We start from the raw sequence: 19,676 nt of genomic DNA on the forward strand, positions 1-19,676 counted from the left end.
AGTTAATTATACATTATGATGAATACCCAAACTAAATATGGAACCTTTATTAGTATTTGAGCTACTCTTCACTTTTTCTGACTCGTAATAGGCATCTTGCTCAAATCGCAATTACCACATTACCATATGATCAAGCAGAGTTATATCACATACTGCAACCACCGTAAACTGCTCGTTAGCGTAAGCAGGCCGACGCTCGATAAGGCCGCTATTAACAGAAGGCCAAATAACATACTAATGCAATCCAAGAAGTGGTAAAATGATAGAAAAGTATAATTCAAGGAGATGTATCCATGGGCTTTCTCGATAAGATTAAGAATATATTCTCACCCTCTCCCGCTTTGCCAAATACGATTGAAAAACAAATCGCAACTCTCCCATCCCCCTCTCTTAACCATATCAGTAAAGGAAGCAAATATCATACGTTTATTAAAAGATCACTATTCAAACAGCTGCATTCGTTCCCGGTCCAAGTGGAGATCGACGACACTTGGGATACCTTTTTCTCAACGAAGAAAACGGACGGACGTTACGTTGGATTTGAGTACCGCTCCAGAAAAAAATTCCGTCTTTATTATCAGAATGGCTCCTTAATGGTTGCCGGGGCGGCCAAAACGCTCGAAGTCATTCAAAAGAATCAGTTAAAGAGATTGTCGTATCAGGACACACCTCTTGAGAACATGGGGATTATCGAAGCTAACGAAAAAGGTGCGATTTTCAGTGATAAGGGACAGATCGGATTTATCGAGTTCGATTCGGGGACAGGTTACCTTTATGAATTTCAATGGCAGCCATTTCGCGCTGCTATAGGGCATGGATTTTGGCTTGTCGGCACAAGAGAAACTTACAACGGTCCAGGAGAACTATATTGCTTTGCCATGAACGGGGACCTCAAGTGGGGTATCCGGTTTCTCGAGAAATTGGATACCATATTTGGGGTTATCGAGGCAACCACATATCATCTAACCGTATCAAGAGACTCTTCCGACATAATCGTTTCAAGCATGGATCGCCTTTACCGATTTAATACCGATGGAACCTTATCCGCTCGTATAGCCATTTCGGAATTGAAAGAGGCTGAAATGCGGGAAAAGGAATTAGAGCGGGCACGTAAAAACGCACTGCAGCCGCGCACGGAACAAGAAGCGATACATCGTTTTGCTGAGGAACTGGCCGATCAGTTTGTCAGTGGCTTTAGACGTTTAACCTTTAACTCACCCTTCACAGGCTTCGCTCATGACCCTGCAACAGACATGCTGTTCATTCTTGAATCCGAAGGTAGATTAACAGGTTGGGATCGGCATGGAAAGCTGGTATGGAGCAATACGTTTAAGGAAAGCGGGCGATATATTTCTTGGCTCGACGATAAGCTCGTTGTGTCCTTCCAATCTGGTCACACTTTCTGGCTTAACCGGGAGGGTAAATTTTTCTTTGGAGCAAAACTTCCGATGGAAGCATCGACGATCGACCTAATTCCAGGACAAGAGAAATATCTTTTGGTCTGCCAGGACAACCGTCTTTATGAACTGGATAAGTTTACTGGAAAATTGATTGCAGGAACAGAAGGTCATCCTGGAATGAGATTGTTCAATTTGTCCGACCACAATGTCTTTTTCGATGGGTCGCAATCGGCCATGGGCTATTATTGGCTGGCACCTAAGGATCATCAGTGGACCATCTATGAAGCAACGCAGGCCGCTGATACAGCAATAGGCACGGAAGATCTTATTGTGGCGCCGGAAATTAAGGCAACCAAACCTTTCAGGAAGAAGTGGAATTACGTTGACCCACAGAGGCGATATATTCAAAATCGAATCGTGGATGTTGATAGCAAGAGAATGTACTTTGTTCAAATGGTAGAGCGAGATTCAAAAAAAATCGGTAGCTATAGAACCAATTATGATCTACACTGCTACGACTTCGAAGTGAGGAAACAATGGAGCGTCCGGTTTAATAAGTACATTTTTTCAGTTCAACTCTCCCCGGATGGCAATATAATCTTTGTTGGTGATACATTAAAAGATGAGCTGGCTTATGCCCCGGGTAACTTAGTTATGCTAAATAAGAAGGGGAAAAAAATCGGGCAGTTCAATATACCAGCGATTCGCTTTTATATCGAAAAAATCAATACGGAAAGTGGAATTATTTCGTTTACAAAAGAAGTGGGATCGGAATCATTTTACTTGTACAAAAACGAAAATGATTCATGGGCGATCGGGGAGCCGATCGTTGAAGACAAAATGGATGATGGAAATGAGTTCGGTGCCGGTCTTCATGAAATATATTTGCCCCATTTCCAATTGAAACGAACAGATAAGAAAAAGTATGAGGTTAAGCATAGCGACCAAAAATTTGATTTTAAAGTTACTGCGGCTATTTATGAGGCATTTGAAATTCCCTCTTCTGATCTCTTGATAAGGATTGGGAACAAAACAATTCAGTTATTGAACTCTAAGACTGAGAAGATATGGGATATCAAAACAAAGGGTAATATTTCTTCCATCATCAAAGGAAAAGTGGGATTTCTCGTCCTTACTAAAGAGGAGTCCATTTATTATGATTTCTCGGGCCAACTGAAATGGCGGTTGAGCACACCTCCGAACCCTTCCCAAAACATGGCTTTTTGGTTAGAGAATCAAGGCTTGTTCCTTTGGGGCGTCGGCAATCAGAATAGCTTTATCATTGCAACGATTAACGAAGAAGGTAATATCATTAACAGCCAGCAATTTGAGAAAATGAATATCTATGATGGCATCCAGGTTATTGAGGAAGAGGAATGCTTTATTATCCATTTTTCGGATAGCATCACCTGCTTACACATATAGGTCTTTCCGGAAAAAGTATTAGACTGAATCTCTATATTCCACGTGGGTTTTCGAATTGATGTACCGCCAGACCCCATAGAATAAGTTTTACACTGATCCTTGAAATTGAAACAGCGACTTCCATGGACGAGTAAAGTCCTAGACTGTCGCTGTTTCATTGAACTAACGTACCCGTTAGTGAAGCAAGTAAAAATATTGATGTTATACAGTTTCACGGATTCCGATAGTATGTTCAAATATCTCAGATAGCTCCTTTCCAAGCTCACGCCAATTCAAGCCATTCCAATCAATTTCAATATCGTATTAGATTTGCAATAGAAAAAAAGGATGCTTTTATCATCAAGAATGTCAGTTTTTACATCAACAACCACTAAGGGGAGTTCGTATTTTTGTGATTTTTCTTGAAACAATCTCATTGCCTCTATTTTATTTACTTGCTGCTCATTTTGCACTTTAATCACCTCATCAGTGTTCTCTTTAATTGGATATATATATCCATAGATAATAGCTCGTATTCTTTCCTCACTTAATCCATATAATTCCGCCAATTTCAATACCTCAAACCCGTTTTTATATAGTTTTCTTATTTGTTCATTTCTTTGGTTAAGTTCATCTCGAATCCCTGTACTAGCTCCCCAAGCCACCCGCTCAGTCTTAGGAATATAGATATACGATCCCTGAATGTACTTTTGGATTTCTTCAATTAGTAAATTAGGTAGGACTTGTTTTGCGTTAACATATTTCTTCAATTATTAGCCCCTCTCTTGGTATTGTGTAACCTCCCTTGTCTTATCTTTATATTTCTATAGTGTCACATCATCATAACGATATCAATGCTGTAAATTTTTCTGTAAAATTTTCAAATAGATTATGGTTCTCAACTAAACTGCCCGTTAGCTGAGCGGATTTCCAACATGCAAAACAAGCGATGGATCGGTTCCACCGCTGTGCTATCGTAATCCATTAGCTTAACGATTCAGCCTCTTTCTAAAGAAAAATATAGCAGCAATTCCTAGTAGCAAAATACTAAATACATAAGGTAGATAATCTCCCAAACCATATTTGCTGCCTTCATATTTACCTTCAAAGTCGCTTTGATGTACCGTTCATCATTTTCTTTCACAGCTATTGCATCACTTACATTCACACCAATTATTTCATAATATTATGTTCCCTTAGGGTAGTGATTCGAGAAATTACCTGAATAAGTACCTTCCTCACCTGAATGTTTAGTAACCTTTCCAATTATCGAACCAATTTTTTGAGGTTCTACATGCTCTCTTGAAATAACATAAATATTATGATCATATACAACAAACGCATATGCCCATTTTGCGGAGACAGTTCCAACAAAAAATTAACAAGCAATGATGAGTGCAGAGAGTAAGACTTTCTGACATCGCATTCTACTTCACTTCCTTCTATTATATATTTAGTCACCAGACGAATTTATTATGAAATTGTTGCTCAAATTTGCCCGTTAGCTTAGCGTCCAGCAGTACATATGTACTAAATGCCCTATTTTATGAATATGTAAAGTGCTACCACGGCAGCTCCTTTTCCGTTTGTATATCTAGAAGATCCGCAAATCTTACATTTAGCCAAATATGCACGATGCGGATCTAAGTTATTTCGTGTTTCACAGTTCGAACAATGGATAATAAGCAAAAACGACACCTCTTCCATCTTGTAATCACAGCCTAATAGGCTCCCTTATCCCTACTTAATAAGCTACTCATACATAAACCGCGGGATGATGTCTACCCACGGTTTTTTTGGAAGCATTTCTAAATTTCACTAAAGGAGTATGAATGTCAACTTAAACATTGCACTCTTTTGCTTGTTTAAGCATGTACAGAATTTCTTTATGTTTACTTAATGTAAATTGTGGATCCAGTCATAGTACAAATTTTGTACTTAAAATAAGTCGATTTCCTTTTTAGCTCAACTACGGAATCTTTTATTTTCTTTGACGGTATATAATTTTTTCTTAAATCCTAAAACATAATAATCAGATTTTTTCTTACCACTGCCAATGATCAGTTATATAAAGCAGTTTCCAGATATCATCTTCAAACCAAAACACAAACAGTTGTTTATCTGATTCTGGTTCCTGTCCATAAACACTCTCTGTATATTCAACCCATACAGGTTTAGCACCCTCAGGAGGTGTAAGGTCAGGTTTCACAGTAAAGTCTATTTTTTCAAAACTTAATATGAGCGTTTTAAATTCATGTTCCCATTTAATCGGATTCATATCTCCTGTAATGAGCGAATTATTTGCATTAACGTCCTTCTCGTAACCTGCTTTCATCAAGTTGTTTAATGTTTTGACGATCCCTAATTCATCGCCTTCATATTTACTTTCATCGATGTACTGAGGAGTCAGATTATTTTCCGTCGCTGTAGGTGTATTCGTCTCTTCGGTATTAGCAGCATCCCATTTTTTAATTGAAGCAACGTTTTCATCCATTACAGCATCTTCGGATCTGGAGGATTGGTTCTCTGCACTAGGAGTTGCGATATCCGCATTGTTGTTTACCGTACAAGCACTTAACATTGACACAGCTAAGATCGCAAATATCTTTTTTCTCACCCAAATCATCCCTCCTCTATTTACTTATAAGACGCTTTCAAAAATTATTTGTTTCGTCCTTTACAAAATTTGAGGTCGATTCGGCGTGGATTATTAATCCAAATTTGTTCTTGAACGGGTGATGAATGTGTATTAGGATAAACTTAAAAAGCTGGGAAGGTTTTTTTAATAATGAAGAAGGTTCTTTTAAGTTTATTGTCCGTTGCATTATTGACCACAGTGACAACCGTTGCTGCCAGTGAAATTAGGGAATATGTTTTGAGAAAAGCTAACTATTTGATAGAGGTTAATGGTCAAGCATTTAAAGAAAACGCACTGCCTGTATTGAATTTCGAGGGAAACACGTATATTCCTTTGCGCTATACGGGGGATTTATTAGGCGTAGATGTGAGTTGGAATCAGGATGAAAGGAAGGCACAAATTAAGGAAATATTCCAGTACATTGAAGAAGATGAATATAAGGATATTGAATTAGAACTTGTTAAGCTAATGAATGAAACGGCCAAAGCGATCAGTGACAAAGACGTGGACAAGTATCAATCTTTGTTTGTTGAACAAGCATCTCAAAAAATATCATCGGTGATTGATCGGGTCATCGTGTCCATAACCAATTTGAAGTTCAAAGAAATTCGTGATGACCAGGCTTGGGCTGATGTAACCCAAACCTTCAGAATAACGACCGATGAATTTGAACAACAAGGGATGTATGGTGTAACTTATACATCCATTCATTTCATTAAAGAAAATGGTGTATGGAAATTAGGCGGATATAATTACTGATCGATTTTCTTGCACGAAGAAGGGCTTGGACGATGTAGCCATCACCAAGCCCCTCCATTTCTCATTATGTTTTATTAATCAAGTCGGCGCAGTAATGAATTGACCTTTTATCCCCTGTTATACTGGTCCCTTTACATTCTAGCTGTGACGAACCACTACCATCTTTGATATGCATTAAATCCCTGACATATGGTTGTCAGGGAACATACATTCTCATAATAACGATTATCTGACTAAACTATCGTATCCGTTAGTTGAATATTTCGAGTCTCTGTCTAAAACAAATCTGGTCTTCTTTGTTTAAAGTAATACGGACGAGCTTCTATAAAATCAACCGCTTTATAATCACTTAAGACCTCAGTTGTCCTATCTTCAAATCGTTCATTTTCCTTGCCGTTAAAGCTTTTGCCTGTAGTAATTTTCGTTACCTCGATAGTCCCAAAGGATACACACATTTCTATTTGATGACCATTTTTCCCGTAACCACTGTATGGTTGATATGTATGACTTATACCATCAAATTCTCCTGCTTTAAGGGCAGCTAAAACCTCTTCTCTTTTCATTTGACCGTTCCTTTCTGCTACCAATGCGTCTAATATAATTATGTGCACACCAATTTTTTGTTTATATTGTATACTTTCTTGCTCAAAATTCATATTCATATTTTTTACGTATTTATTTTTCATCACAATCTGCACTAGATTTTAACACTAGTTAACCATCACTCTTCAACTAACCTGCCCGTTAGCTCAATGACTTGTAATACTATCGCAGATGCTGCGCCTCCTTATAAACCATCATGTGAGGATCTAAGTGGAGATCACCTAAATAAATCCCAGAATCCTTTCTTTGATTCTTTTTGTAAGGCACAGGATGCCAGTTGACCTAGTAGTTCGGTTAATCCACGCTCAAATTCCATCGTCTCATCATCTGCACCTGTAAACGCATGTGTAACCTCATGCAAGAGAGTCCCAGCAAAATCGGCAACGTTTCTTAACTGGCTACGCTTTATAGTAATTCGTTGTTCCAGTGGTTCCCATAATCCAAGTGTCTCATTGCCTACAAAGTCCATCCGCATGGTTTCAGATATTCTTATCTCTTTGATGTTCTGTGTCTGGGACTTGGTTAACCAATTAAAAATTATATCTTTCGCAGCAAAAACTCTCAGCTCTGTTTTTGAAAGTTGTTTTAGCGGAACTATATCAAATTCAAAACTGTGGTTAAACTCTGTGCGATATCCATCTAAATCACGAATCGGCTCGCCTTGTATATCTTTTAAATTGCCTAATCGATTGGCAATAGATTCGGGCACGACCACGATCCGATGTCCATCATTTTGAGCATAAGTTACTAGAGCACCTCCATTTCGCAATTGGTTCGGTGTCAAAAAAATCACTTTTTCATTGGCATTTAAGATCTTACAGGCATGAAGTTGTACGTCAGTCCATTGGAGTTCATCATGAAGTTGGCCTGCCTCAAAGTTCTTCAGATCTGCTGCCAATTCATCCGCTACCATTGAGGATGAACAGGCTAATAAAATAGATTTAACACGGTCGGTATAAGCACTCCGCCCCACGTTTGTTCGTTCCCGATTGAGAGCTTTACGAAGGGCAGCATTCAATGATGTTACATTGTACGTAAAGAGAAAATTTTCTTCTTCGGCAACACAGAGACCATTTACATAAATTCGTGCATGTTTTCTTTTCTTTGGTTTTAAAATTGATCCATATGTAGTAGTCTCCAATACCTTATCGCCTGAAAAATGCAGAAAATAGTCTTTTGCCTGATCCATATCCTCATCCTTTATTCCGTGCAGAACGACATCAGTTCCAACGAGATTGGAATCTGAAGGCGTTTGGATAACAGCATGAAGTGTTACAACACCCTCAAATCCATGCTTGTGACTCTTATCGATTGTGATATCCGCATGGCGGGAATGAATTAGTACATGGACATTATTTCGATCGAACGTCGCTAATGCATCCTTAAGGCCCACCCCAAACTTTCCGATCACTAGCTCCGGATGCTCCAGCTTTTCCTTATTCTCGTTCTGTGTAAAATGTTCATACCTCAGACCCCTACCGAAATCACGGATATGCCACACGCCGTTTTCATCTTTATAAATCTCAGGTTCCTTAGTCTTAGTTAACTTGTGTTCATCGAATGCATTCGCAATAAGTTCACGTAAAGCAAAGGCAATGTTCCAATGCTCGAGTACCTTTTCAATATTTAGGTCAAACTGGCGTACTGTGACCACTTCCCTATCCCCTTAATACGTATTTGTCCATTTCTTATAAGTATTCTCCGTATGATATGGAATTCCTTTTGTTTACAAACGGTACGAGTTCTTGTTATGCATCAACAAGAGGTTCCGTTCTACAGCAATTAAGCAAAATATATAAATCTATAAACACAATAATAATTTCCTCACAATTATTGAGGACTCTTTTGTGTCATTGGACATCGGACGACAAGAACTTGACCTTTTGTCAATAAGAAAACGGCTGTCTCCAGTTAGGCAGCCGTTTCTTTTTGAATCTTTTTGAATCTTATTGAACAATTGAACTAACGTATCCCGTTAGTTTAATACTTACTTGTTTTGACTTTCATTAATTCCGTTCTTTGAAACAAACACGGGGGTTAATGGATCTCTCCATTAACCCCCGTGTTTTCTTGTGATCCTACATTGATAAGTAGTCGTGCGGCGTTTGCCTCTTGTATATATAAAACTTACTACATATCATATGGCGTGTCAATTGGGAACCTCATGCTGCTAAATTAATTCCCTTGCCGCATTGGTGTCACACACCAAAGAATACATTTTCTCCATTTTTAAATATAAGTTCCTCTTTATCTTCTAACTATCATAAACAACTACATAAATTTATTTGCCCCTGCTTTATGATTATTCTCATAAATTAAATAATTTTGACTTACGAGTTCTTAAAATTATCCACTGTAGAGCTAGCAATAACAAGATTAATGCTGCTATCCAATATGTTGCCTTTAGCCCAAATGCTTCTTTAGATAAATAACCTAATACAGGACCAAATGCTGCTGTGTTGTTAACAATAAGAATGTTAACATCATAGTCTGTTCGAATTAACAGATCGAATTGAAGAGCCGTTGTTTTGCTAATGCCGGCATCAGTTGCTGCACTATTAAAAATGATACCCTCCTTGGCTTTCTTACCCCCAGTTTTCAGTAAGATCCAATTCCCTTTTACAAATATCACATTGAATTTTGATAACTAAACCAATACTTGTTGGAATAAAAGTGTATGCAAACTTTGCTCCTGTCACATCAGCTACTGTGCATGTGTCCCAATTACTAATCTTAATATGCATTTCTTCGGTTATTTCGAAGATCATTCAACATTCTCCTTTTAATCGAAACAATATGGTTTAGCTTCTACTATTGACATTTCTTACAAAACAGCGAAACATCGTATTTTAAAGTTCACCTATCTTCTCGATGATCGCTTATTTTCAGTAGCAGCGCTTATCATAATAGTACATTATTCACAACTAACTGAAATTCTCTCCATCTAGTTAGCGGTTTCGACTATCTCACAGTATTCGTGTCTTTTTAACTCAACTAACATATTATTATATCTTCTTAAATCCTCCTCTTCACTGTATATATTACTTTGGTATATTTCTAAACGAGTTGGATAATTCCATGTCCACCATTTACTTGAATCAGGATCTCCCAATTTACGTTCCAATTCTTCTGGCGTTGAATTAGTTATTGCATCTTTATAGTAATTAATGCTTGTTTCTGCATCAATAATCATTGATTCTACTAAAATACGCTTAATAAATATATCATCAACGTATGGTAACAGTTCCTCGTAGTATCTTTCTGTATCCACTACTTTCTCTATAGATTGTTGGGAACTGCAGGTAACAGGGTCAATTAACCATCCATTAGTAAACTCAAGATAAACGTTGTATAATTCTTCCTCAGTACAATTATAAAAAAGAGCTCTCGATGGTATATTTCTGAGCACAATTTTCATCATTTAATCCCCCTATTGCTCCTCATATGTTTCGAATAAAATATTGATTGATTCTCAAACTAATCACTATATCATAACAGAAATAAACCATATTTGGTATATATACATTCCATAAAATCTCTTGGAAGCGCATCTCCTTTACGCTAATGTTGTTTCGAGGTGTAGCTCATGGAAATATCAAAAAAGACTGTTGGAGATGTCATTAGAACTGTAAGGAAGCTCCGTAACTATACTATCGAAGAACTGGCATATTTAAGCGGACTTCACTCTACTCATATTGGAAAAATTGAACGCGGGGAAATTAGTCCTTCTATTGAAAACCTAGATAAAATTGTAACTGTTCTAGATCTAAATTTAGTAGATTTTTTCAAGATGATATCTCCTAAATTAGATACTCTGGATGTTACAAATGTGATGATTCAAAAGAGAATCGAAAGTATGACACTTGAGGAAAAAGAGAAGCTCCTACAATTCTTAGAATTATATCATTCGCACTAACCACCTCAGTGAATAATTATATAGTCCTGATATATAGAGTTAGTTGGAGCAACATGATCTGAAATAGCTGGTGAAAACTGGATTGAGTTTATTGTTAAGCTGATTCATTACAATAAAGAATTGTTCTAGGCAATATAGAATTATTACACGTAGTTAATACAATCTGTGTTGTTCTTAAGATAACATACCGAACATAAAAAGGGTCCCGATGATATTAATATATCCGGGACCTTTTTTGCTAATTTCAAGGAAAGTTCAAGCCTTAAGTAATTGTATTAGTTTGAAGAAGGAACCTTGCTATCCCTAGGACGCAAAAAAACAACCGATTTAACGAGTTGCTTTTCCGCTGGTATTAAAAATAAAGTATGCCATTAGGTTTCAAAGAGCTATTATAATATTTCACAAGTATAATGACAAGCGCTCTTAACGGTTTTGGAAGTTTTTTATGCAAGGCTCTGTTAAGTTTTAATGTTGATAAATGCCCAGAAAAAGAGGAAACCTTTAAATAAAGTGGTACCTATGTCAAGGACACAGTAAAAAAAAGAGATTACGCAACTAAGAGATGGTTTCTGTATTGTACAGGAGCCATCCTTTTTAAATTCCATTGGTAACGATAATTGTTGTAATAGACGATGTAATGATCGATTTTCGCTTTAAGTTCATCCAGAGTTTGGACAGATTCAAAGTTCACTTCATCTTTAAAATGACCGAAAAATGATTCCTGAGGCGCATTGTCCCAACAGTTTCCTCGGCGTGACATCGATTGATCTAAATTGTGTTTCTTTAGTAGTTTTTGATATTTCGGGCTTGTATAATGAAATCCTTGATCTGAATGAATAAAAGCCTTTGGGTGGAGTTTGACTTTCTTATTGCGTACTAACCTTTCAATCGTTTTTGTTGCAATGTCTAATGTGATTCGGTCCGAGACATGATAAGCTAATATTTCGTTGGTAGAGCCATCTTTTATGGTCGACAAATAAGCCATACACTTTCCGTTATACGGCAAATAGGTGATATCCGTTAAAAGTACTTTCCCAGGGACACCTTGTTTAAACTCTCGGTTTAATTTATTTGACACAACACGATGTTCTTTCGTTGCTCTTGCTATTTGTTTATAAGGATTTGGTCTGCGGTGAGGACAGACAATCCCGTACTTCTGCATGATGCGTTGGATCTTTTTACGGCTCATAACACACTTGTAATCCTGTTCAAGCGTCATCTTGATTGAACGTGAGCCCTTTTTATAACCACGCCGATTAAAGGCTCTTAAAATCAAATCTCGTGCTTCTAAATCCTTCTGTTCCTTAATTACTCGCGTATCTCGCGCTTTTAAGAAGCTGTAATAGCCTGAACGAGAAACATTTAATAGTTCGCAAAAATAGGTTACCATGCGTTCAAATGGAAACGTAGTGAGTGTGTCTGAAAGTAATTGAAAAATCTTATTTGTGCTTATTTTTTGGCCTTCGTTTAGTAGCCTCCTTTCTGTCGCTTCGAGCTTTTTTAGCAGCTCTATCTGCCCTTCCAATAGCTGAATACGTGCAGCCTGTCTTTCCATTATTTCAGCCATTGTTAATTCACGCTTTAATGGTCTACCTGATCCAGACTTTCGTGTATCCGTTAACCCGATTAAACCATTCTTTTCATACGCTTTTCGCCAACGTGATGAAGATTGTTCAATTCGTTTGATACCAATCATTTTTTCATCAAATCCGTATTCCTTGAAGATTTGTCTTGGTGTTTTCCCGGTTAAGTATTCATCGATAAACTTACTTTTGAATGCATCTGTATACGTAATGGTACGTTCACTAACTTGTTGTACATTTGGATTCTTTTGAAGTAGCTGTACATCTTTGGGTGAAAATAATAGTTTACTCATAGTAGCCTCTAGTCCTCGTCCTCTAATCTTAATTTCTAGTATATAAAAAAACCTGTAGTTCGCACACTCTTTTTCAAGTGTCTTAACTACAGGTACCATTCTAAAATAAGGTCTCCTCTTTTTTATTAAAATAACCCTACTCGTTTAATAAAGCATCATTTTTCGTTAAGGTTTTCATCAGTCAACAATTCATCGTTTATCTGTTATGTAAATACTTGATAAACACACCTTTAAATCGGTGTATCCATTGTTTCATACGAGAACAGAGATCTTTCACATTTTGAACGAATACAAACCTTAATAAAGTGTTTACCGTCAGAATATAATTTCGATCTTTCATGAATACAAATAATTCCTCTTGATTAAAGAAGGGCTGTTTGGTATATAATATGAATACAAGGAATAGGAACACACGTTCTTATTTTTTTAAAGGAGTGGTCCATGTGTTACAAAAGCAAAGAATTGTTATGTTAATTGACATGCAGAGTTTTTATGCAAGTGTGGAGAAGGCTAAATTACCTTCTTATGAAAATAAACCCTTGGCGGTTGCAGGAGATCCTTCCCAAAGGTCGGGTATAATTTTAGCTGCGTGCCCTTTAGCTAAAAAAAAGGGAGTGACTACTGCCGATCCACTTTGGCAAGCTCTACAAAAATGTCCTGAATTGATTGTTGTAAAGCCACATATGCAAGAATATATAGACGTATCTAATCAAATTTTAAATATTATGGAGTCATTTACAGACCTAGTAGAACCCTATTCGATTGATGAAATGTTCTCTGACCATACATCTTCAATGCATCTATTTGCCGATAATCCGATTGATTTAGCAAGGCAAATTCAAAAAAAAATCTATCTTACGACAAGGGTTGTTGCCAGAGCAGGAATTGGAGAAAACAAAGTGATAGCTAAGCTCTGCTGTGACATGATTGCAAAAAAAATTCCCGGCGGTGTATTTCATTTACAAAAAAACGAACTTGATAAATACATCTGGGATAAACCAGTTAGAGACATGTGGGGAATTGGATCAAAGATGGAAAAGCACCTATGGAAGATGGGAATTAAAACAATTGGGGATATAGCTAGAACACCTGTAGATAGACTTAGAGCTAAATGGGGAGTCAATGGAGAAGTAATATGGCGTGTCGCAAACGGGATAGACAACTCACCTGTAACATTAACAACTCATAATATTCAAAAAAATATTGGAAATGGCATGACTCTTCCTAGGGATTATAGCGAAGCGTGGGAAATAGAAGCTGTTCTTCTTGATATCTGTACTGAAGTTACAAGGAGAGCACGAAAAAACGAATTAATGGCAAGAGTCATTTCCGTAAGTATTTCCGGTGCTGATTTTGACCATCCTACTGGATTTCACAGACAAATGAAACTAGATGATCCAACTAACATAACAACTGAAGTATACGACGCTGCAAAGAAGCTTTTTCATAAATTTTGGGATAAACGACCTGTTAGGAGAGTCAGCGTTTCATTATCCGAGCTATCTTCGACTACATCTTATCAGTTAACTCTGTTTGACGATAAAGAGCATCAAAGAGCCGTTGATAAGGTAATGGATGACATAAAGGATAGATTTGGGGATATCTCCATTCTAAGAGCCAGCTCAGTAACATCTGCAGGGCAGGCTGTTAATAGATCAGCTAAAATTGGGGGGCATTACAAATGAGTATAAAGCTTCAAGGAAACGGACTATGGGAATCTAGTCGGATGATGTTACCTCAGCATAAAGAGAGCATTATTGAACATCAAAAACAGTATAACAAAAAAAGTCGACCATCCATCCATCAAGATGAATTGGAAGTGATAAACCAAAATATAAATCACTCACTTCACTATAAAGAAACTATCCAAGTTAAAGTTTTTAATGAGTACCAGGATCTTATAATCTGTGGTGTAGTAACAGCTATAAGCCAGTTCAATAAAAATTTTAGAGTGCAAAATGAACAAGGATTTGAATGGATTGATTTTGACGAAATTGTAAGTGTTCGATTTATGTGAAGGAAGTTTGAATGTCTTATTGGGACACTATGACCTTATATTTAACTTTTATTTTTCTTTAACTGAACAGAAAGGCAAATAGTTTGCTCGTTTTGAAAACAGTGTGCCATGACATTATAGACTGAAAAACTCCTTCCTTCAAGGGTATTTATGTTATACAATTAGATTCCTTCCAAATTCTTATTTTGATACGAAATATAAATATTGAGCATCAACAGACAAACATGCTTGACATTAAAATGCTCCGCAAGCACTGTTTTTTGATTAATGCACACAAGTTCTTATATTGATTACTTTGCAAAATCGTGTCACTCTCAATTATTGCATGTATCTCTTAAGTATCATGTGATTTGGAAGTAGCATTCACTTAGAGTCATCTAGACCATTCTCAGTTTTCCACATAACTTCTAAAAGGGTATCTGATTGTATATGCAGGGGTGCATGCCTCTCCAAGCCGTCTGTTGAAGTTTATCCAAAGCCTTTTTGCAATTGAGCAAGCAGAAAAAAATATTCCCGAGCCACGTTCTTCAACCTCAATAGCTGCTAGACATATTTTTACTATGCCAGAAGAGGCACCCTACAATCACGACTGAAACCGTAGATTTCCTTGTTAGGCGCCTCAAGTGAAAAAACGTATCTGAATGTTTGAGATAAGGTCATTTTATCTGGCATAAACCATTAATTAATACAGGGATTAGCTCCAATTCTCTACACTTAATCATTTTAAGATTATTGATTATTTTGTCCATATTTTTCGAACTTGGACTAATTGCGTTTTTAAGTTGTAGGTTTCTGGAAACCAAAGACAGTTTCTCAAGGGATTTATATTCAGCGAATAAGAATTCAAATAAGTCTTCACTTATTAATTCATTCTTCCTGAAATATTCTAATCTTAGTAACATCATTTTTTTATGTTCATATATTAAATGTAGCGGTCTAAGATCTATTGGTCTAATAGGTAGATTGACAATTAGGTAATCATAAACTTCCACTCCGTGTACGATATTAGGTTCAACATTTCGATTAATATTAAAACATGAAAATGAGTCAATGGCATACATGTAATCAGATAATTGCTGCTTTACTAAAGATAAGTTAAAATTATAAGAATAATGATTATGAGGCTTAATTAATGTAACTTGACTGTCTTCTCCCTTATAAAAAGCTCTTTCAAAGTCATAATAAGATATCCTACTGCTTCTAAAAACATTACCTTCCGCATATCCTAGTATGTCGAAAGTTTTGTCGGAATTATCATACCCATAAATCATATTAGTGTGGATAAAGTAACGTTTTCCAAAATTCTCTCTATTTGGCACGTAAAATTCATCCAATTGAACGTCAATATAGTTACCATCATCTATGGATCTAATCACTAGATCAATAATGTTTTGATTAAGACTCTCTATCAAAGAATAAGTTAAATTCTGAACTTCAAGATATGGACAAAAAGAGTAAAATTCACTTTTATGAGGGCCTACGTTAAAATCAATAGGTATTAGGTGTATATTAAAATCTTTATAGCAATACATTTGAATATAATTCGTAGCATACCAATCCAGGTACGCATTTTCTTTCGTTGAACATAAAGCTAATCCCATACAAAGTTCTCTCGAGAACTCGAATAGAACCGATGTTACATAATCCCATTCCCCCTCTTTACTACCACAGTATATATTTACACAATTGTCGATACGTTCAATTTTCAACCAAATTGGAAAACTCGAAACACTTACTTTCTGATAATCTGCCACCTCACCTTGCTTAACTCTCTTTTGTATTACTATACCGTTAACAGATGGAGTAGCAAAGATAAAAACATATTTTGAGTCACATTCAATTGTTTCCCTTAACATCAAACCTGCTTTTGACCAGACACCTGTATTTTTAATATGATCTATCTTCACTTGAATACTGCCAGTATCTTTTAACTTTGAATAAATAAAATTAAAATTGTCTTTATCACTTAGAGCGGAAATGTCGCCCTGACTACAAGAAGCATTATTGCGATCTACAAGAGATACTTCGCTAATAAATTCTATCTCCGGTAAACTATTGTTTTCAGTTATCTGCCGTTCATACCATATATTATCTGCACCATTATTACTAATTTTTATGTCCGAGAACCAAACATTAGGCTCTTCGTCCATTTTATCATCTAAAAGTATTGAAGAAATATAAGCGTGATATGAATATGTTTTTATAATATTAGAAGTATTTATCGGTAATTTTTTTTTCATTGATTTCCACCTCTAATTAATATTTGTATAAAAAATGAATTATCACAAAATTAAAACCCATTATTTGAAACATAATGCTGACGATGGACTCTTGAGGTTAGTTTAATACAGCCTCTCGGTAATTGTTAAGGCTTACGCACAAGGAATATCCTCATAACATACAAATAGCCTTGCTACTTCCGATCGAAGCTTGTTTCTCTTGAAGTCTGCATCAGTCATCTTCACATTACAAGCCTTTTTCCAACTGCTCGAAGTTCTATGCACCGTCGTTCTCATTATCAATAAGGATAACGACGGTGCATAGATGATGATCTCCATGCCAAAACATCTTTGCTTATGAATGAATAGTCTAACAGATGAACTTAGACCGAAAAGTCCTCTTTCAATCCTATTCGTTTTTTACGACAGTAAGAGATTAGCTATAAGTACGTCATCGGCCTCTGTATATATCTGCTTCAACTAGCAACTCAGTTATTTTCTATGAGTCAGTTTCAGCCGCTACATTTTATGACAATAAATCATAGTAATCACCGAATGGAGTTAAAAGATGACGTCATCAATATATGCCCGATTGACTACTTTAATATCCAGAGAATCCTCATAACCTGGTCGCAGTCTATTCCGCGGACCTGCCGTATGTCCAAGTCATAGTTTAGCTTATTCTATTCATTATCAGCCAGGCAAGGTTGGTATTACTACTTGTCGCTTACTTTATATTATTCTCTATCTTGTATATATTTTTCACGATCGAATCGTCACTTACATTAAGTTCCTGAGAGTACTTAACCACTTCAACAACACTAGATCCAGTAACTGAAACGACATTCGCTTCTACTCGCTCAACATTCGCACCATTTAAATTAACTACATCACCAATAACCGACTCTATACCGCAGTTTTCCTTACTAACAACGGATATTACAGGTGCTGAAAGATGCTGTATATAACTGTTCCGATTAAGATTCATCGCGATACTATCTGCTTTGACCCTTCCAGATACATTGAGCCCCCCGTAAACACTTAAAGATCTGCAAGTAATAGATCCGTTTATGTCGTAAATACCATTTAATACAAGACTTTGAGAATTAATCGAACGCAGGTCACCTCTCCCATACAATCGAATTTCAGCAATGTCTAATAATCCGTTAGTCTTAATTTTTCCTCTACACAGCATTTTATCTCCTGAAAAATCCTCATGTATAAAAATAAGACCAAACTGTCTCATCGTGTTTACTTGACAGGATTTATAAAAAATAGATTGTCCTAAAGAAAGAAATTTTGATACTGACGTTTGTTGTTCCAACGTACAGCTTCCGATTTGAAGTATCGAATGATTGGATAAGTTCCCTAGTTGATGTAATCCTATAATCAATCTAACCATTTCGTATCACCTTCCTTTCTATGCTCCTGATCCGACTTTAATAAGCTATAAATTACAAGATCATTACACCTTCCATTAATCCATTGCGCTTGCCTAAACAAGCCTTCCTCGAGAAAACCATTATTTATGGCTATCCGCCGACTCTTACTATTTTCAGGCGCACATCTTATTTCAATACGATTAAGCTGAACATTGGAAAAAGCATAGTGCACAGCATATTTAGAAGACTCGCTCATAATGCCCTTGCCTTCAAATTCCTCTCCTAACCAGTACCACATGTTCCCTAATTTATTTTGGAGATCGATAAAATCAAATCCGATCATACCTGCAGCCTGATTTCTAAACCAAATACTCATTTGTATAGTAGACCGAATCGCATTTTTTTTTGTTTCAATTCTGAGATACTTGAGCATATCTTCTTCAGTTCCGATATCGTTTGGCCATGTTAACCATTGACTGACATGGGACCGATTTCGTTCGAGTAATTCATAAAGGGCTCTCGCATCTTGCACGTGAATCATCTTTATTTGTAAGTCACCACCTATGAACATGATCTTTTGATCCTCCTTGTTGATTACAGGTTTACCTCGTCTCAACTCACTTTAAAAACAATTGCTATTACAACTTTACTGCTGTCAGATTGGCGGCGTCCAAAAAAAGACTGAATCTGTAGTTTTGTAAAACTTTTTTCCGTCAATAGTGAACAAGCTATTCAAAGGACCAGTCGAAGAATAACCTGCTGGTACCAAACCAACATAAATTGATGATTCACCCATATCTGTAGCCCAATTGCTAGTAGCCGTACAAGCGAAACGAAACATATTCTTAGCAAGATAAGAAAGGTATTCATCAGCATCATACGACTGACCGTTCCATTTCAATGTATCGCTTACTAATAGTTTTTTTCCCGTAGACAAGGAGCTTCTGATCTCATCAATACTCAATATTTCACGTTCTTCATTCATGATATATGCGTTCATTGTAGGGTCTATAAAAATCCATTTTTTCATTTTTGGCAAATAAACAATATTTACTACATGACACTCTTCATAATCCTCATTGAACGGCATGCATATGATGTAACGCGCATAGTAGCCCATAAGCAATAAAACATCTCGCATAACAATTGCTACATTCTTGCAGTTCACACCAGTCTTAATGTCCTTCATTTGTTTATAAACATTGACAGCGTTTGCTATACCGTCAAAGTCAGAATAACCGTCATGAGGGATATTTCGATTTACCCAATCCATTAATAAGAAAATATATCTTTCATCTCCCATAGAACCTTTACCTACTAAACCCAGTTGTTGATAATAAGTTTGTTTTTCTTCGATGTTTGGAAACTCATATTGAAATGTAATTGGATGGCTGGTATGGCATAGATAACTATCATACTTTTTTAACCTTTGACGAGATCGCATTTCTTGTATAGAAATCAT

General features: G+C 36.5%; 16 protein-coding genes and 1 pseudogene. 5 read left to right on the forward strand and 12 right to left on the reverse strand.

Annotated features, from left to right (window positions below; all coding sequences use genetic code 11):
- Nucleotides 1–293: 293 nt before the first annotated feature.
- Nucleotides 294–2,825, forward strand: coding sequence for an ornithine cyclodeaminase (locus NSQ99_RS12170; RefSeq protein ID WP_340836835.1), 2,532 nt, complete (start codon nt 294–296; stop codon nt 2,823–2,825).
- Nucleotides 2,826–3,097: 272 nt separating this feature from the next.
- Here the strand turns inward: NSQ99_RS12170 and NSQ99_RS12175 are convergent, their stop codons facing one another.
- Nucleotides 3,098–3,574 carry a CD3324 family protein gene (locus tag NSQ99_RS12175; RefSeq protein WP_340836837.1) on the reverse strand — a complete coding sequence of 159 codons (477 nt, stop codon included), beginning with the start codon at nt 3,572–3,574 and terminating at the stop codon, nt 3,098–3,100.
- A 1,274-nt stretch (nt 3,575–4,848) separates the two neighbouring features.
- Nucleotides 4,849–5,421 carry a hypothetical protein gene (locus NSQ99_RS12180; protein ID WP_340836838.1) on the reverse strand — a complete coding sequence of 191 codons (573 nt, stop codon included), beginning with the start codon at nt 5,419–5,421 and terminating at the stop codon, nt 4,849–4,851.
- 171 nt (nt 5,422–5,592) lie between these two features.
- On the opposite strand from NSQ99_RS12180, the gene NSQ99_RS12185 reads away from it, so the two are divergent.
- The gene (locus tag NSQ99_RS12185) at nt 5,593–6,201 is read left to right on the forward strand and encodes a stalk domain-containing protein (protein ID WP_340836840.1); all 609 of its coding nucleotides are present in this window, start codon (nt 5,593–5,595) and stop codon (nt 6,199–6,201) included.
- 275 nt (nt 6,202–6,476) lie between these two features.
- On the opposite strand, the gene NSQ99_RS12190 is transcribed toward NSQ99_RS12185, so the two are convergent.
- From NSQ99_RS12190 to NSQ99_RS12205, 4 genes are all read right to left on the reverse strand, one after another.
- Nucleotides 6,477–6,890 carry a hypothetical protein gene (locus tag NSQ99_RS12190; protein ID WP_340836841.1) on the reverse strand — a complete coding sequence of 138 codons (414 nt, stop codon included), beginning with the start codon at nt 6,888–6,890 and terminating at the stop codon, nt 6,477–6,479.
- Between the two features lie 131 nt (nt 6,891–7,021).
- Nucleotides 7,022–8,458, reverse strand: a complete 1,437-nt coding sequence (locus tag NSQ99_RS12195) for an ATP-binding protein (protein ID WP_340836842.1) — start codon at nt 8,456–8,458, stop codon at nt 7,022–7,024.
- Nucleotides 8,459–9,112: 654 nt separating this feature from the next.
- Nucleotides 9,113–9,436, reverse strand: a complete 324-nt coding sequence (locus NSQ99_RS12200) for a hypothetical protein (RefSeq protein WP_340836844.1) — start codon at nt 9,434–9,436, stop codon at nt 9,113–9,115.
- Nucleotides 9,437–9,748: 312 nt separating this feature from the next.
- Nucleotides 9,749–10,225, reverse strand: a complete 477-nt coding sequence (locus NSQ99_RS12205) for a hypothetical protein (RefSeq protein ID WP_340836845.1) — start codon at nt 10,223–10,225, stop codon at nt 9,749–9,751.
- A gap of 165 nt (nt 10,226–10,390) precedes the next feature.
- Between NSQ99_RS12205 and NSQ99_RS12210 the strand changes: the two genes are divergently transcribed.
- Entirely contained in the window at nt 10,391–10,720 is a 330-nt protein-coding gene (locus NSQ99_RS12210; RefSeq protein ID WP_340836846.1) for a helix-turn-helix domain-containing protein, read from the forward strand.
- A gap of 547 nt (nt 10,721–11,267) precedes the next feature.
- Here NSQ99_RS12210 and NSQ99_RS12215 read toward each other — a convergent pair.
- Both NSQ99_RS12215 and NSQ99_RS23250 read right to left on the reverse strand, forming a co-directional pair.
- On the reverse strand, nt 11,268–12,596 hold the full coding sequence (locus NSQ99_RS12215) for an IS3 family transposase (protein ID WP_340834771.1): 1,329 nt from the start codon (nt 12,594–12,596) through the stop codon (nt 11,268–11,270).
- Between the two features lie 202 nt (nt 12,597–12,798).
- A pseudogene (locus tag NSQ99_RS23250) lies at nt 12,799–12,916 on the reverse strand (IS1595 family transposase); the annotation flags it as partial.
- A gap of 147 nt (nt 12,917–13,063) precedes the next feature.
- Between NSQ99_RS23250 and NSQ99_RS12220 the strand changes: the two are divergent.
- Nucleotides 13,064–14,281 (forward strand): DNA polymerase IV, encoded by a 1,218-nt coding sequence (locus NSQ99_RS12220; protein WP_340838788.1) that lies wholly within the window; start codon nt 13,064–13,066, stop codon nt 14,279–14,281.
- Nucleotides 14,278–14,613 (forward strand): YolD-like family protein, encoded by a 336-nt coding sequence (locus NSQ99_RS12225; protein WP_340836847.1) that lies wholly within the window; start codon nt 14,278–14,280, stop codon nt 14,611–14,613. The genes NSQ99_RS12220 and NSQ99_RS12225 overlap by 4 nt, the downstream gene beginning before the upstream one ends.
- A gap of 656 nt (nt 14,614–15,269) precedes the next feature.
- On the opposite strand, the gene NSQ99_RS12230 is transcribed toward NSQ99_RS12225, so the two are convergent.
- The 4 genes from NSQ99_RS12230 to NSQ99_RS12245 all read right to left on the reverse strand — a co-directional run bounded on the left by NSQ99_RS12230 (nt 15,270) and on the right by NSQ99_RS12245 (nt 19,676).
- On the reverse strand, nt 15,270–16,853 hold the full coding sequence (locus NSQ99_RS12230; protein WP_340836848.1) for a hypothetical protein: 1,584 nt from the start codon (nt 16,851–16,853) through the stop codon (nt 15,270–15,272).
- A gap of 706 nt (nt 16,854–17,559) precedes the next feature.
- Nucleotides 17,560–18,156 carry a hypothetical protein gene (locus NSQ99_RS12235; protein ID WP_340836850.1) on the reverse strand — a complete coding sequence of 199 codons (597 nt, stop codon included), beginning with the start codon at nt 18,154–18,156 and terminating at the stop codon, nt 17,560–17,562.
- Between the two features lie 65 nt (nt 18,157–18,221).
- Entirely contained in the window at nt 18,222–18,785 is a 564-nt protein-coding gene (locus tag NSQ99_RS12240) for a GNAT family N-acetyltransferase (RefSeq protein ID WP_340836851.1), read from the reverse strand.
- An 84-nt stretch (nt 18,786–18,869) separates the two neighbouring features.
- Complete coding sequence (locus NSQ99_RS12245; RefSeq protein WP_340836853.1) at nt 18,870–19,676, reverse strand: transglutaminase-like domain-containing protein; 807 nt, start codon at nt 19,674–19,676, stop codon at nt 18,870–18,872.

Origin of the sequence: Paenibacillus sp. FSL W7-1287 (genome assembly GCF_038004245.1) — a bacterium.
Classification (GTDB): Bacteria; Bacillota; Bacilli; order Paenibacillales; family Paenibacillaceae; genus Pristimantibacillus; species Pristimantibacillus camelliae.